Origin of the sequence: Streptomyces solincola, from assembly GCF_002982015.1 — a bacterium.
GTDB lineage: Bacteria > Actinomycetota > Actinomycetes > Streptomycetales > Streptomycetaceae > Streptomyces > Streptomyces solincola.
Genome location: NZ_PVLV01000204.1, coordinates 1 through 13,079, shown reverse-complemented (window position 1 = coordinate 13,079; position 13,079 = coordinate 1). Strand labels below are relative to the sequence as shown.

Genomic DNA, 13,079 nt, shown 5'->3' with positions numbered 1-13,079 from the left:
CGCCCGGGGCTCAGCCTCGCGTCACAGCGCGGCGGGTGCGGCCCTGCGCGCGTCGCGGGCGTCGGCCATCCGCTGCTCGGCGATCCGGTCGGCCGCCGCGGCCGGCGGGATGCCGTCCTGCTTTGCACGTGCGAAGATCGCCAGCGTGGTGTCGAAGATCTTCGTCGCCTTCGCCTTGCAGCGGTCGAAGTCGAAGCCGTTCAGCTCGTCGGCCACCTGGATCACCCCGCCCGCGTTGACCACGTAGTCCGGCGCGTAGAGGATGCCGCGGTCCGCGACGTCCTTCTCCACACCCGGGTGGGCGAGCTGGTTGTTGGCCGCGCCGCACACCACCTTCGCGGTCAGCACCGGCACCGTCTCGTCGTTCAGCGCGCCGCCCAGCGCGCACGGGGCGTAGATGTCCAGGCCCGGCACCCGGATCAGCGCCTCGGTGTCCAGAGCCACCGTGACCTGCGGGAACTTGTCCGTGACCCGGCGCACCGACTCCTCGCGGACGTCGGTGACGACGACCTCCGCGCCGTCGGCCAGCAGGTGCTCCACCAGGTAGTGGCCGACCTTGCCGACCCCGGCCACGCCGACCTTGCGGCCCTGAAGGGTGGGGTCGCCCCACAGGTGCTGGGCCGAGGCCCGCATGCCCTGGAAGACGCCGTACGCGGTGAGGACCGAGGAGTCGCCGGCGCCGCCGTGCTCGGGGGAGCGGCCGGTGGTCCAGCGGTTCTCGCGGGCGACGACGTCCATGTCGGCGACGTAGGTGCCGACGTCGCAGGCGGTGACGTAGCGGCCGCCGAGCGAGGCGACGAACCGGCCGTAGGCGAGCAGCAGTTCCTCGGTCTTGATCAGCTCGGGGTCTCCGATGATCACGGCCTTGCCGCCGCCGTGCTCGAGGCCGGCCAGCGCGTTCTTGTACGACATCCCGCGGGCCAGGTTGAGCGCGTCGGCGACGGCGTCGGCCTCGGTGGCGTACGGGTAGAAGCGGGTGCCGCCGAGGGCCGGGCCCAGGGCGGTGGAGTGGACGGCGATGACGGCCTTGAGGCCGGAGGCGCGGTCCTGGCAGAGGACGACCTGCTCGTGTCCGCCCTGCTCGGAGCGGAACAGGGTCTGGAGCGCGTCGGGGGTGGAGCCGGGAACGCCGGTCACATCGGTCACGGTGGTGACTCCCAGGTAAGAGGCGGCGGAGCGGCCCTCCTGTGGGTGGGGAGGACCTGTTGGGCACGAGGGTAAGTGCTACCTGGGCGTAGATCGGCCCCGCGCGGGAGATCGGCCACGGTCGGAGTACCGGTACGGGCCGGCGTGGAAGGATCCCCGCATGCCGTCGCACTCCTCGGTCCTCGTCCCGTACGCCGCCTATCTGCGGGTCTACGAGCCGCTGGAGGCGTTCGCCGAGCCCGAGCGGACCCACTGGGAGGCGTACGCGCGGCGCGGAAGGGGGCCCACCGCGCAGGACGAGCTGCGCCGCTCGCTGGCCGGTCTGCTGCCGGTGCCGCCGGTCGCGGTCCCGGTGCAGGAGAGCGCCGACGCCTTCGTGGCGGAGACCGACGGTGTGCTGCGGGTGTGCCCGTGGCGGACCCGGCTGCGGAGCTGGCTGGCGCTGGAGGAGCTGCCGGCGCTGCTGTCCGCGCCGCTGCTGGACGCGGTGCTGCCGCCGGTGGTGCGCGAGCAGGCGGCGGCCGACCACGAGCGGTGGCGGAAGCTGAACCCGGACGCCCGGCCGTGGATCCGCGGCGCGGTGTGGCAGGTGCCGGTGCGCTGGTTCGCGCTGTTCTCGGACAAGGAGCGGGAGTACGCGCCGGCCGGCGGGGAGGACGGCCCCCGGCTGCGCTACCGCACCCCGATGGTGGAGGCCCGGCGGCGGGTGGCCCGCACCCTGAAGGCGCTGCGGGACGCCGGCGAGGAGGGGCTGCTCACCGAGGGCCTGGTCGACGTCGGGCGGTGGCTGGAGGAGTTCCACCCGCGCTCGCTGGTGGAGCTGGACTACGGCGGGCTGGTGCACGTCCTGACGGGGGAGCAGCTCTCGGCGGACCGGTCGGCGGCGGACGTGGCCCGGGGGGTCGTGGCGCTGCGGGCCGGCGACGCGGAGGCGGCGGGCGCGGTCTTCGAGAAGCTGGCCGAGCGCTGGCGGGCGGTGCGGGACCTCCAGCGCGCCAACTGAGCGCCGCGGGGAGCCGGGATCCGGTGCGTCACGGCCGGGATTCCGGACGGTCGGTACGGCCGGCACTGGACGGCTGCCCGGATCGCCCTGATCATGTCCACAGGCTCCTGCCGGACGGGGTCCTAGGTCCCGATCCGGGCTTTTGTGTCAAGCGTGATGGACAGCACGTACCGGGCTCTTGCGTCCATCGCCCGACCTCATGCCAAAATAGGACAAGGAGTCCGGGGAGGGTTCCTTCCGCCCGCTTCGGGGGGAAAGCTCAGCATTGCACGCTATGGGGGGTCTGTGTGGCTCCTGATCGCTCTGTGACTGGTCGTCACTGTGACGTGACTGTCCGTTATGGCATGGTCCATCGGCTTCCGTGGCTGATGAACACCTGAGAGGGCAATTCCGTCGGTTTGGCCGAACGTGGCTGGACAGATGGTGTAGTTGTAGTGCCGAGGACAAGCCGTTCGTCCTATAACCGACTCGGCCCGCGTCTGCCATTTCGGGCAACGCGGGTCAAGGTGCAGAATTTAGAGGAATGAACCGAGAAGGTTCGGTTCTCCCGAGGAGGCCGCTCATGACCGCTCGCACCCCTGATGCCGAGCCGCTGCTGACCCCCGCTGAGGTAGCCACGATGTTCCGCGTGGACCCGAAGACGGTCACCCGCTGGGCAAAGGCGGGCAAGCTCACGTCCATCCGCACCCTGGGTGGGCACCGCCGTTACCGCGAGGCTGAGGTGCGCGCCCTGCTGGCGGGCATCCCGCAGCAGCGCAGCGAGGCCTGAACACCCCTCCGGAACACCCCCCGGAACGCCTGCTGAACCGGGTCCGAGCGGGTCCCCCAACCCGCAGACCCCCCTCTGCTTCACCGGCTCGGCCCGCCCCAACGGGCCGCAGACCGCACGATCGCACCGGACTCCGCCTGGTCCGGTGCGATCTTTTTTGTGCGCGGTTCCGTTGCGTTCTGTGAGTGCAATTGCACATATTAAATGGGAGCGTTGTAGGGATGGGTTAAGTAAAGCCCTGGGCAAAACTGGTGAAGTGACTCGCGTCACACTCCATGGGTGCGCTCGTCGGCCTCCCGGCCCGCCGGCGCAACGGATTCCGCACCCGCTCCGGAGGCCGTCGGAGGCCCGTCGGGCTCCGGGCCGGCGGCGTCCGCACCGGATTCCGCATCCGGCTCGCCCTCGGCCGTGTAGGCGGGCTCCCGGGCCTCGATGGCCAGCGCCAGCAGCCGGTGGCAGACGCCGCAGGCCCCCGTCAGGTGCCGGTAGCCCGAGGCCGCCGCCAGATGGGCGCGCAGCAGCGCCCTGGTCTCGTGTCTCGCTGTCGATGCCGCCGCCATGCGCGTCACCTCCGGTGCAGGGCCCCCGTTCCCCCTGCTGACTGCGTACCGACGGCAGTTGACCCCGTCAAGGCCGCGCGCACCCCGAGAGGGCTCCGCACACGAGAGAGGGCCCGCGTCCATAAGACGCGGGCCCTGCTCTGATACGTGCGATCCTGACGGGACTTGAACCCGCGACCTCCACCTTGACAGGGTGGCGAGCTAACCAACTGCTCCACAGGACCTTGGTTTCGCCGCCTCGGCGGGCGGCTGCGGGATAACTGTACCCCAGCTCAGGGGGTGCGTCGAACCACTCCCGCCGACCGCCTCCGCTCAGGGCGCGGCCGCGTCGATCGCCTTGACGATCCGCTTGTCGGAGACCGGGTGCGCGGTGCCCAGGGCGTGCGCGAAGTAGCTGACCCGCAGCTCCTCGATCATCCAGCGGATGTCCCGCACCTCCTGCGGCACCGGCCGGCCCGCGGGCATCTGCTCCAGCAGCCAGGCGTACTCGTCCTGCATCTCGTGCACCTTCTCCATGCGGGTGGTGTCCCGCTGGACGGAGGTCGGCATCTGCTGGAGCCGGCGGTCCACCGCCACCAGGTAGCGCATCAGGTCCGGCAGCCTGCGCAGCCCGGTCGCGGTGACGAAGCCGGCCGGCACCAGGGAGTCGAGCTGCCGCCGTACGTCCTGGACGTTGCGCAGCAGCGCCGGGGACGTGGTGGCCTTCAGCCGCCGCTCGCAGGCCTGCCAGGCGGCGAGCACCTGCCGCACCTGGTCCACCGTGCGCACGGTGAGGTCGACCAGGTCGGCCCGGACCGCGTCGTACAGCTTGCGGTAGGACTCCTCGTCCCAGGCGGGGCCGCCGTGTTCGGCGATCAGCCGGTCCGCGGCGGCGGTGGCGCAGTCCTCGAAGAGGGCCTGCACCGAGCCGTGCGGGTTGGCCGACAGCGCCAGCTTCTGCTGGTTGCCCAGCTTGTCGGAGGCGAACTTCGCCGGATTGACCGGGATGTTCAGCATGATCAGCCGACGGGTGCCGCGCCACATGGCCCGCTGCTGCTCGGCCTCGGTGTCGAAGAGGCGCACCGAGACGGTGGCCCCGTCGTCCACCAGCGCCGGGTACGCCTTGACCGGCTGCCCCGCGCGCCGGGTCTCGAAGACCTTGGTCAGCGCCCCGATGGTCCAGTCGGTCAGCCCGGTGCGCTCCAGCGACGGTCCGGTGCCCTCGGGGCCAGCGGTGGCGGCCTTGGCGGCCTGGGAGAGGGCCTGACGGGCCTTGGGGCGCAACCGGAGCTTCAGCGCCTCCAGGTCCTTGTCCTCGGCCAGTTTGCGGCGCCGCTCGTCGGTGATCCGGAAGGTGACCTTCAGGTGCTCGGGGACCTTGCCCCAGTCGAAGTCCTCGGCGTGCACCGGGACCCCGACCATCCGCTTCAGCTCCCGGGCCAGCGCCCCGTCCAGCGGCTCCTGCACCGGCACCGCCCGGTCCAGGAACGCCTTGGCGTAGTCGGGGGCCGGGACGTAGTGCCGGCGGATCGGCTTGGGCAGCGAGCGGATCAGCTCGATGACGACCTCCTCGCGCAGCCCCGGGATCTGCCAGTCGAAGCCCTCGTCGCTGACCTGGTTGAGCACCTGGAGCGGGATGTGCACGGTGACGCCGTCGGCGTCCGCGCCCGGCTCGAACTGGTAGGTCACCCGGAACTTCAGCGCGCCCTGCCGCCACGAGTCGGGGTAGTCGGCCTTGGTGACCGCGCCCGCCTTCTCGTTGATGAGCATCTCGCGCTCGAAGTCGAGCAGTTCGGGGGCCTCGCGCCGCTTGTGCTTCCACCAGGAGTCGAAGTGCGCGCCGGAGACGACGTGTTCGGGGATGCGCTGGTCGTAGAAGTCGAACAGCGTCTCGTCGTCGACCAGGATGTCCCGCCGCCGCGCCCGGTGCTCCAGCTCCTCGACCTCGGTGAGCAGCTTGCGGTTGGCGGCGAAGAACTGGTGGTGGGTGCGCCAGTCGCCCTCCACCAGCGCGTTGCGGATGAACAGCTCGCGGCTGGCCTCGGGGTCGATCCGCCCGTAGTTGACCTTGCGCTGGGCGACGATCGGCACGCCGTACAGCGTGACCTTCTCGTACGCCATCACGGCCGCTTGGTCCTTCTCCCAGTGCGGCTCGCTGTAGGTGCGCTTGACCAGGTGCTGGGCGAGCGGCTCGATCCACTCCGGCTCGATCTTCGCGTTGACCCGGGCCCACAGCCGCGAGGTCTCCACCAGCTCGGCCGACATCAGCATCCGGGGCTGCTTGCGGAACAGCGCCGAGCCGGGGAAGACGGCGAACTTGGCGTTCCGCGCGCCCAGGTACTCCCCGCCCCGCGAGCCCTTCTGCGCCTCCTTGCCGCCGCTCTCCTTGCCGTCCTTCACGTCCTTGACGCCGACGTGCGAGAGCAGCCCGGCGAGCAGCGAGACGTGGACGCGGTCCTCCGGGGCGTCGTCCTCGTTCAGATGGATGCCCATCTGCTTGGCGACCGTACGCAACTGCGAATAGATGTCCTGCCACTCGCGAATGCGCAGGTAGTTGAGGTACTCCGATTTGCACATGCGGCGGAACGCGGAGGAGGACAGCTCCTTCTGCTGCTCGCGCAGATAGCGCCAGAGGTTGAGGAAGGCCGAGAAGTCGGACGCCTCGTCCTTGAAGCGGGCGTGCTGCTGGTCGGCCTGCGCCTGCTTCTCCACCGGGCGCTCGCGCGGGTCCTGGATGGAGAGCGCGGCGGCGATCACCATCACCTCGCGCACGCAGCCGTTCTTGTCGGCCTCCAGGACCATCCGGGCCAGCCGCGGGTCCACCGGCAGTTGCGCCAGCTTCCGCCCCGACGGCGTGAGCCGCTTCTTCGGATCCTTCTCCGCCGGGTCGATCGCTCCCAGCTCCTGGAGCAGATGCACGCCGTCGCGGATGTTGCGGTGGTCCGGCGGGTCGATGAACGGGAACTTCTCGATGTCCCCGAGCCCGGCCGCCGTCATCTGGAGGATGACCGAGGCGAGGTTGGTGCGCAGGATCTCCGGGTCGGTGAACTCCGGCCGGGTCAGGAAGTCGTCCTCCCCGTACAGCCGGATGCAGATGCCGTCCGAGGTGCGGCCGCAGCGGCCCTTGCGCTGGTTGGCGCTGGCCTGGCTGACCTTCTCGATCGGCAGCCGCTGCACCTTGGTGCGGTGGCTGTAGCGGGAGACGCGGGCCGTGCCCGGGTCGATCACGTACTTGATGCCCGGCACCGTCAGCGAGGTCTCGGCCACGTTCGTCGCCAGCACGATCCGGCGTCCGGAGTGCGCCTGGAAGACGCGGTGCTGCTCGGCGTGCGACAGGCGCGCGTACAGCGGCAGCACCTCGGTGCCGCGCAGCTTGCGCTTGCCGAGCGCGTCGGCGGTGTCGCGGATCTCCCGCTCGCCGGAGAGGAAGACCAGCACGTCCCCCGGCCCCTCGGCGGCCAGCTCGTCCACCGCGTCGCAGATCGCGGTGATCTGGTCCCGGTCCGACTCCTCGGAGTCCTCCTCCAGCAGCGGCCGGTAGCGCACCTCCACCGGATACGTCCGCCCCGAGACCTCGATGATCGGGGCGTCCCCGAAGTGCCGCGAGAACCGCTCGGGGTCGATGGTCGCCGAGGTGATGACGACCTTCAGGTCCGGCCGCTTCGGCAGCAGCTGGGCCAGGTACCCCAGCAGGAAGTCGATGTTGAGCGAGCGCTCGTGCGCCTCGTCGATGATGATCGTGTCGTAGGCGCGCAGCTCGCGGTCGGTCTGGACCTCGGCGAGCAGGATGCCGTCCGTCATCAGTTTGACGAAGGTGGAGCCCGGGTCGACCTGGTCGGTGAACCGCACCTTCCAGCCGACCGCCGAGCCCAGCGGCGTCCCCAGCTCGTCCGCCACCCGCTCGGCCACCGTCCGGGCCGCGATCCGGCGCGGCTGGGTGTGGCCGATCATGCCCCGCACCCCGCGCCCCAGCTCCAGGCAGATCTTGGGGATCTGGGTCGTCTTGCCGGACCCGGTCTCGCCGGCGACGATCACCACCTGGTGGTCGCGTATCGCCGCCAGGATGTCGTCCCGCTTCTGGCTGACCGGCAACTGCTCCGGGTACGTCACCTCCGGCACCCGCGCCGCCCGCTCGGCCGTGCGCGCGGCGGACCGCTCCGCCTCGGCGGCGATCTCGTCCAGCACGGCCTGCCGTGCCTCGGGCTTGCGGATGCGGCGGGCGCCTTCCAGACGGCGGCCGAGCCGGTGCGCGTCGCGCAGCGACGCCTGGGCCAGCAGGGTCTGGAGGTCGGCGAGGGAAGTAGACATACCTGACCCAGGATCTCACCCGGCCCGGCGCGGTGGCGAGCCGGTTTCCGCGTACGCTTTCCGCGGGCCGCGCCCCCGCGCGACCTCCTCCCTCCCCTCCCTCGGCAAGGTGGTGCACCGTATGGCCTCGGCCGGCGACCGGTGCCGCCGCCTCGCGGCCGTGCTCGCGCTGCTCCTCGGAGGACTGCTGCTGTGCGCCCCGCACGCCACGGGCGCGGGACACCCGGCGGCCCCTCCGGGCTCCCCGGCTCCGCACGCGGCCCCGGCCCCTCCGGGCTCCCCGGCTCCGTCCGCGCCGCCCGCCGTCCGGGCCGCCTCCGCTCCGTCCGCGCCGCACGCGGCCCCGGCCGCCCTCGCCTCGTACGTCGTGCCGGCCGCCCCCGCCCCGTACGCCGTGGCGGGCGCTTCGGGCCCCCGGGCCCCGTATCTCCTGGTGGGCGGGGTCGGCGACGGCGCCGGGTGTCACGACTCCGGCGACGACCGCACGGCCCGGCTGCCCGCGGTGCCGCCGCGCTCGGGCTCCCCGCTGGCCGATCTGCCGCACCTCTCGCCGGCCGGCCGCACCATGACCCACGGCTGCGCCGCCCAGACGCGGACCGCCGCCCTGGCCCGCGCCGAACGAGGGGCGCCTGAGCCGGTGGGGCCGACCCCCGTGGAGCTGGCGGTCCTGCGGGTATAGCCGGGCGCACCCCACCACCCCGTGCCCGCGATATCCCTTTCGTCCGCGTGTGTGCGGTGCCATCGGCGCGCCACCCGCCAGGAGCCACCATGCCCTCCCCTTCCTCCGCCCCTTCCTCCTCCTCCTCCTCCTCGCGGCGGCCGTACGTCATCGGCGCCGGCGTCGCCGTGGCCGCCGCCCTGCTCGGCTTCGCCTCCTACACCGCCACCAAGCCCGCCGACCGCGCCCCGGACTCCGCGCCCGCCGCCTCGGCCGAGGCCTCCACCCCGCCCGGCGCCGGGGTCTACCCGGAGCTGGAGGCGTACGCCCGGCGCGACGCCGGCGACCCGCTCGCCACCGGCCGGGCGGACGCGCCGGTCGTGATGATCGAGTACGCCGACTTCCGCTGCGGCTACTGCGGCAAGTTCGCCCGCGACACCGAGCCGGAGCTGATCCGCCGGTACGTCGAGAAGGGCGTGCTGCGCATCGAGTGGCGCAACTTGCCGATCTTCGGCGAGGAGTCCGAGCGGGCCGCGCGCGCCGCGTGGGCGGCCGGCCGGCAGGGCCGCTTCTGGGAGTTCCACCGCGCCGCCTACGCCGAGGGAGCCAAGGAGCAGGGCTTCTCGACCGAGCGGGTCACCGCGCTCGCCCGCGAGGCCGGCGTCGCCGACCTGGACCGCTTCGCCCGGGACCTGGACGGCGCGGCCGCCCGCGACGCGGTCGCCGCCGACCAGCGCCAGGGCGAGCGGCTCGGCGCAGCCTCCACCCCGTCCTTCCTGGTCAACGGCCGCCCCATCGCCGGCGCCCAGCCCCTGGAGACCTTCACCCAGACCATCGACGCGGCAGCGGCGGCGGCGAAGAAGTCCGGTCCGGCGGCGGGCCGATGACCGACATCGGCTATCTCGCCGCCTTCCTCGGCGGCCTCCTCGCCCTGCTCAGCCCGTGCAGCGCCCTGCTCCTGCCGGCCTTCTTCGCGTACTCCATCGACACCCGGACCAGGCTGCTCGCCCGGACCACCGTCTTCTACGCCGGGCTGGCCACCACCCTCGTCCCGCTGGGCGCGGCCGGCTCGTTCGCCGGGCGGCTCTTCCACCACCACCGCGACCTGCTGATCACCGCCGGCGGCTGGCTGATCATCGCGCTGGGCGCGGCCCAACTGCTCGGCCTGGGCTTCGCCTCCCGCCGGCTCGCCGAGGCCGCCGGCCGCATCCGCCCCACCACCGCGCTCTCCGTCTACGCGCTCGGCCTGGTCTACGGCCTGGCCGGCTTCTGCGCCGGACCCATCCTCGGCAGCGTCCTGACGGTGGCCGCGCTCGGCGGCAGCCCCGTCTACGGCGCCCTCCTGCTCGCCGTGTACGCCGCCGGGATGGCCGTCCCGCTCTTCCTGCTCGCCCTGCTCTGGCACCGCTACGACCTGGGCGGACGCCGCTGGCTGCGCGGTCGCGAACTGCGCCTGGGCCCGCTGCGCCTGCACACCGCCAGCGCCCTGTCCGGCCTCTTCTTCATCCTCCTGGGCGCCCTCTTCCTCGCCTTCGACGGCGCCGCCGCCCTGCCCGGCCTGCTCACGGTGGACGACTCCTACGCCGTCGAGGAATGGGCCTCTGAGATCGGCGGCGCGGTCCCCGACTGGGCGCTGCTCCTCACCGCCGTCGCCGTCGCCGCCGTCACCCTCGGCGTCCGCGGCTGGCGCGGCCGCGACCGTACCCGGTCCTGAGGGTGCGGCGGGCGGGGCCGTCCTGCGGCACCTGCGCGCCCGGGGGCACGGCCGGATCGTGCGGGTCTCGACCGCCGGCGGGCAGAGCACCCGTCCCGGCTGGTCGACGGCGGCGAGGCCCGCTGCGCCTGCCCCGGGCGTGGAGCGCGCTCCGGCACGACGAAGGCCCCGTCTCGATGAGACGGGGCCTTCGATCCGGTGGCTGGGGCCGGGATCGAACCGGCGACCTATCGCTTTTCAGGCGATCGCTCGTACCAACTGAGCTACCCAGCCACGCGGCTCGTGCGAGCCGCAAGCGGTCCTGACGGGATTTGAACCCGCGGCCTCCACCTTGACAGGGTGGCGAGCACTCCAAACTGCTCCACAGGACCAAGCAGTGCGAAAACCAGTCTCGCACAGGGTGATGCGTGCCCCCAACGGGATTCGAACCCGTGCTACCGCCTTGAAAGGGCGGCGTCCTGGGCCACTAGACGATGAGGGCTAAGGGCCCGCCTGGGCGCTTCGCAGCGCGTCGGGGACGTGAGAAGCATATGGGATGGGCGGACCGATCGGCAAAACGGTTCGGGAGGGTCAGGAGGCGGGGGACGACGACCCCTCGGGCGCCGGTGCGGAGGACGCCGGAGGCGACGTCGGGACCGGCGCGCCCGGGGGCACCGTGCGCGGCGCGGCGGACGGGCCCGCCGGGATGGCCGGCGGGGTGGGCGGCGGGTTCGCGCCGCCGGGCTGGTTGTCCTCCGGCAGGCGGCGGCTGACCTCGGCGGTGGTCAGACCCAGACCGCCGAGGGTGATCTCGTCCCAGGCCTGGAGGTGGTGGCTGTCGCGGTCCAGGTAGAGCACCGAGGCGCGGACCTTCTCCGGCTTCTCGTTCTGCACCGCGCGCAGCCCGCCGCCGCCCGCCGAGCCCTCGATCTTCAGCCGGGTGCCGTTCGGCATGACCTCGGTGTGCCGCCGGTGCACGTGCCCGGCCAGCACCAGCGGCACCTCGCCGTCGGTCTCCCGCGCGGCCACCGGATTGTGCGCGACCGCGATGTCCACCGGGGTGCCCGCCTGCCGCTGGGCCCGCAGCGACGCCGCCAGCTCGGCGCCCGCCGCCCGCTCGTCGTCGTCGTCGGCGACCACCACCGAGCGGTCCGGGGTGAACTGCGGGTCGCCGACGCCGGCGATCCGCAGGCCCCCGACCGTCACCGCCCGACCCCCGTCCAGCACGTGCACCCGGCCCTTCATCTTCTCCAGGTACTGCTGGGTGACCGCCGAGTCGTGGTTGCCGCGCACCCACACGTACGGGGCGCCCAGGTCGGCCGCCGGGTCGAGGAAGCCGTTCTCCGCCGCCGTGCCGTGGTCCATGGTGTCGCCGGAGTCGACCACGACGTCGATCTTGTACTGCTTCACCAGCGAGCGGATGATCTCCCAGGCCGCCGGGTTCAGATGGATGTCGGAGACCTGGAGCACCCGCACCGTCCCCGGGTCCGGCTTGTACGTCGGCAGCGTCGAGGCCGCGTCGTACAGCTTGGTCACATTGGTGACCAGGGTCGCCAACTCCTTCTGGTAGACGTCGAACTCGCTGACGATCGACCGGGCGTCGCCCACCACCGACGGCGCCGAGGTCAGCAGCCCCGAGAAGCGCGGCTCCAGCACCGACTTCGGATTCCACGTCGCGTACGCCGCGCCGCCCGCCGCACCGAGCAGCACCAGTGCCAGACCGCCGGCCGCCAGCGCGCGCCGCGGCCGCCGGTAGACCACCAGGCCCAGCGCCGTCGCCCCGGACACCACCGCGACGATCGACCGCACCGCCAGCTCCCGCGTCCCGCTGGTGACGTCCCGGGTGATCTCCTCCTGCAACCCGCCGAACCGCTCCGGATGCGCGACCAGCGCCTGCGCCCGCACCGGGTCGAGTTGGTCGACGTCCACGTCCAGCCGCAGCGGCGCGGTGTGCGAGTCCAGCTCCAGCGCGCCCAGCGGCGACACGTTGATCTTCGTACCGCCGGAGACCGAGGGACGCAGCGTCATGCTGGTGTCCATCGGCCCCACCGGCGTGCGCACACCGCCCACCACCAGCAGCCCCAGCCACGCCCCGAGCAGCACCACCCCCACCAGGCCCAGCGCCCGGACGTACGGGTGCGGGGTGTGGACCAGCGCGGGTACGGGGTCGGTGCGCCGCGACCGGTAGTGCCGCAGCACGCGGTCGTAGGAGGCACGCGGGGACGGGGCTCGGGCCATGGGCGGCGTATGCCCGGCCGGTCCGACCGCCATGCGGGGCCATCCGGGCCCCCGCGAGCCCGCCCCGGACGGCGGGCCATCCGCGACAATGGCCGCGTGCTGGAGATGACGCGTGAGGAGTTCGAGGAACTGGTCGCCGAGGCGCTGGACCGCATCCCGCCCGAGCTCACCCGGTTGATGGACAACGTCGCGGTGTTCGTCGAGGACGAGCCGGCCCCCGGCGACCCGGACCTGCTGGGCCTGTACGAGGGGACTCCGCTGACCGAGCGGGGCGAGTGGTACGCCGGAGTGCTGCCGGACCGGATCACCGTCTACCGGGGGCCGGTGCTGCGCATGTGCGAGTCGCGGGAGGACGTGGTCGCCGAGACCGAGATCACCGTGGTCCACGAGATCGCCCACCACTTCGGGATCGACGACGCCCGCCTGCACGACCTCGGCTACGGCTGACCGGCCGCCCGCGCCGCGTACGGCGTCGGGCGTGTCCTTGGCGGGGCTCGGGAGTTGGTCAGGGTGTACCCGTGTCCCCGCCCCCGCCCGAAAGGTGCCCTCGTGCGCCAACTGCCCGCCACCGTCCGATGGGCCGTCACCGCAGTGGCGGTCGCGGCCTCCGCAGGTTCCCTCAGCGGCTGCATGAGCGTCACCGACGAGAGCGCCCGCCCCGCGCCCGCCCGGTCCGCCGATCCGTCGGGCGCCGCGGAGACCGAACCGGACGGCGGACCGGGCGG

General features: G+C 72.8%; 10 protein-coding genes and 4 tRNA genes. 6 read left to right on the top strand and 8 right to left on the bottom strand.

Annotated elements, in window-relative coordinates; all coding sequences use genetic code 11:
- Positions 1-21: 21 nt before the first annotated feature.
- Complete coding sequence (locus tag C6N75_RS14835) at positions 22-1,146, bottom strand: Leu/Phe/Val dehydrogenase (protein WP_105869369.1); 1,125 nt, start codon at positions 1,144-1,146, stop codon at positions 22-24.
- Positions 1,147-1,306: 160 nt separating this feature from the next.
- Here C6N75_RS14835 and C6N75_RS14830 point away from each other — a divergent pair, with 160 nt between their 5' ends.
- On the top strand, positions 1,307-2,149 hold the full coding sequence (locus C6N75_RS14830) for a hypothetical protein (protein WP_105869368.1): 843 nt from the start codon (positions 1,307-1,309) through the stop codon (positions 2,147-2,149).
- Between the two features lie 562 nt (positions 2,150-2,711).
- Positions 2,712-2,918, top strand: coding sequence for a developmental transcriptional regulator BldC (gene bldC, locus C6N75_RS14825; RefSeq protein WP_003949541.1), 207 nt, complete (start codon positions 2,712-2,714; stop codon positions 2,916-2,918).
- A gap of 266 nt (positions 2,919-3,184) precedes the next feature.
- On the opposite strand, the gene C6N75_RS14820 is transcribed toward bldC, so the two are convergent.
- The 3 genes from C6N75_RS14820 to hrpA form a co-directional block, all read right to left on the bottom strand.
- A complete protein-coding gene (locus tag C6N75_RS14820; protein ID WP_105869367.1) occupies positions 3,185-3,478 on the bottom strand; it encodes a DUF6274 family protein in 294 nt (97 codons plus the stop codon).
- Between the two features lie 150 nt (positions 3,479-3,628).
- Positions 3,629-3,702: transfer RNA gene (locus C6N75_RS14815), tRNA-Asp, on the bottom strand.
- An 88-nt stretch (positions 3,703-3,790) separates the two neighbouring features.
- Positions 3,791-7,765: an ATP-dependent RNA helicase HrpA gene (gene hrpA / locus C6N75_RS14810; RefSeq protein WP_105869366.1), complete on the bottom strand. Its 3,975-nt coding sequence runs from the start codon at positions 7,763-7,765 to the stop codon at positions 3,791-3,793.
- A 121-nt stretch (positions 7,766-7,886) separates the two neighbouring features.
- Between hrpA and C6N75_RS14805 the strand changes: the two genes are divergently transcribed.
- From C6N75_RS14805 to C6N75_RS14795, 3 genes are all read left to right on the top strand, one after another.
- Positions 7,887-8,444 carry a hypothetical protein gene (locus tag C6N75_RS14805; RefSeq protein WP_105869365.1) on the top strand — a complete coding sequence of 186 codons (558 nt, stop codon included), beginning with the start codon at positions 7,887-7,889 and terminating at the stop codon, positions 8,442-8,444.
- Between the two features lie 89 nt (positions 8,445-8,533).
- On the top strand, positions 8,534-9,310 hold the full coding sequence (locus C6N75_RS14800) for a DsbA family protein (protein WP_105869364.1): 777 nt from the start codon (positions 8,534-8,536) through the stop codon (positions 9,308-9,310).
- Positions 9,307-10,137 carry a cytochrome c biogenesis CcdA family protein gene (locus tag C6N75_RS14795; protein WP_105869363.1) on the top strand — a complete coding sequence of 277 codons (831 nt, stop codon included), beginning with the start codon at positions 9,307-9,309 and terminating at the stop codon, positions 10,135-10,137. The genes C6N75_RS14800 and C6N75_RS14795 overlap by 4 nt, the downstream gene beginning before the upstream one ends.
- Positions 10,138-10,336: 199 nt before the next feature.
- Here the strand turns inward: C6N75_RS14795 and C6N75_RS14790 are convergent.
- The 4 genes from C6N75_RS14790 to C6N75_RS14775 all read right to left on the bottom strand — a co-directional run bounded on the left by C6N75_RS14790 (position 10,337) and on the right by C6N75_RS14775 (position 12,354).
- Positions 10,337-10,410: transfer RNA gene (locus tag C6N75_RS14790), tRNA-Phe, on the bottom strand.
- 23 nt (positions 10,411-10,433) lie between these two features.
- Positions 10,434-10,508 (bottom strand) — tRNA-Asp (locus C6N75_RS14785).
- A gap of 37 nt (positions 10,509-10,545) precedes the next feature.
- Positions 10,546-10,618 (bottom strand) — tRNA-Glu (locus C6N75_RS14780).
- An 89-nt stretch (positions 10,619-10,707) separates the two neighbouring features.
- On the bottom strand, positions 10,708-12,354 hold the full coding sequence (locus tag C6N75_RS14775; protein WP_105869370.1) for a metallophosphoesterase family protein: 1,647 nt from the start codon (positions 12,352-12,354) through the stop codon (positions 10,708-10,710).
- 96 nt (positions 12,355-12,450) lie between these two features.
- Between C6N75_RS14775 and C6N75_RS14770 the strand changes: the two genes are divergently transcribed.
- Positions 12,451-12,801: a metallopeptidase family protein gene (locus tag C6N75_RS14770; protein WP_181160476.1), complete on the top strand. Its 351-nt coding sequence runs from the start codon at positions 12,451-12,453 to the stop codon at positions 12,799-12,801.
- The last annotated feature ends 278 nt before the right edge of the window (positions 12,802-13,079 follow it).

Coding starts and splice junctions, on each gene's coding strand:
- bldC (WP_003949541.1), top strand. CDS start 2,712: ATGACCGCTCGCACCCCTGATGCCGAGCCGCTGCTGACCCCCGCTGAG.
- C6N75_RS14795 (WP_105869363.1), top strand. CDS start 9,307: ATGACCGACATCGGCTATCTCGCCGCCTTCCTCGGCGGCCTCCTCGCC.
- C6N75_RS14800 (WP_105869364.1), top strand. CDS start 8,534: ATGCCCTCCCCTTCCTCCGCCCCTTCCTCCTCCTCCTCCTCCTCGCGG.
- C6N75_RS14830 (WP_105869368.1), top strand. CDS start 1,307: ATGCCGTCGCACTCCTCGGTCCTCGTCCCGTACGCCGCCTATCTGCGG.
- hrpA (WP_105869366.1), bottom strand. CDS start 7,765: ATGTCTACTTCCCTCGCCGACCTCCAGACCCTGCTGGCCCAGGCGTCG.
- C6N75_RS14805 (WP_105869365.1), top strand. CDS start 7,887: ATGGCCTCGGCCGGCGACCGGTGCCGCCGCCTCGCGGCCGTGCTCGCG.
- C6N75_RS14775 (WP_105869370.1), bottom strand. CDS start 12,354: ATGGCCCGAGCCCCGTCCCCGCGTGCCTCCTACGACCGCGTGCTGCGG.
- C6N75_RS14820 (WP_105869367.1), bottom strand. CDS start 3,478: ATGGCGGCGGCATCGACAGCGAGACACGAGACCAGGGCGCTGCTGCGC.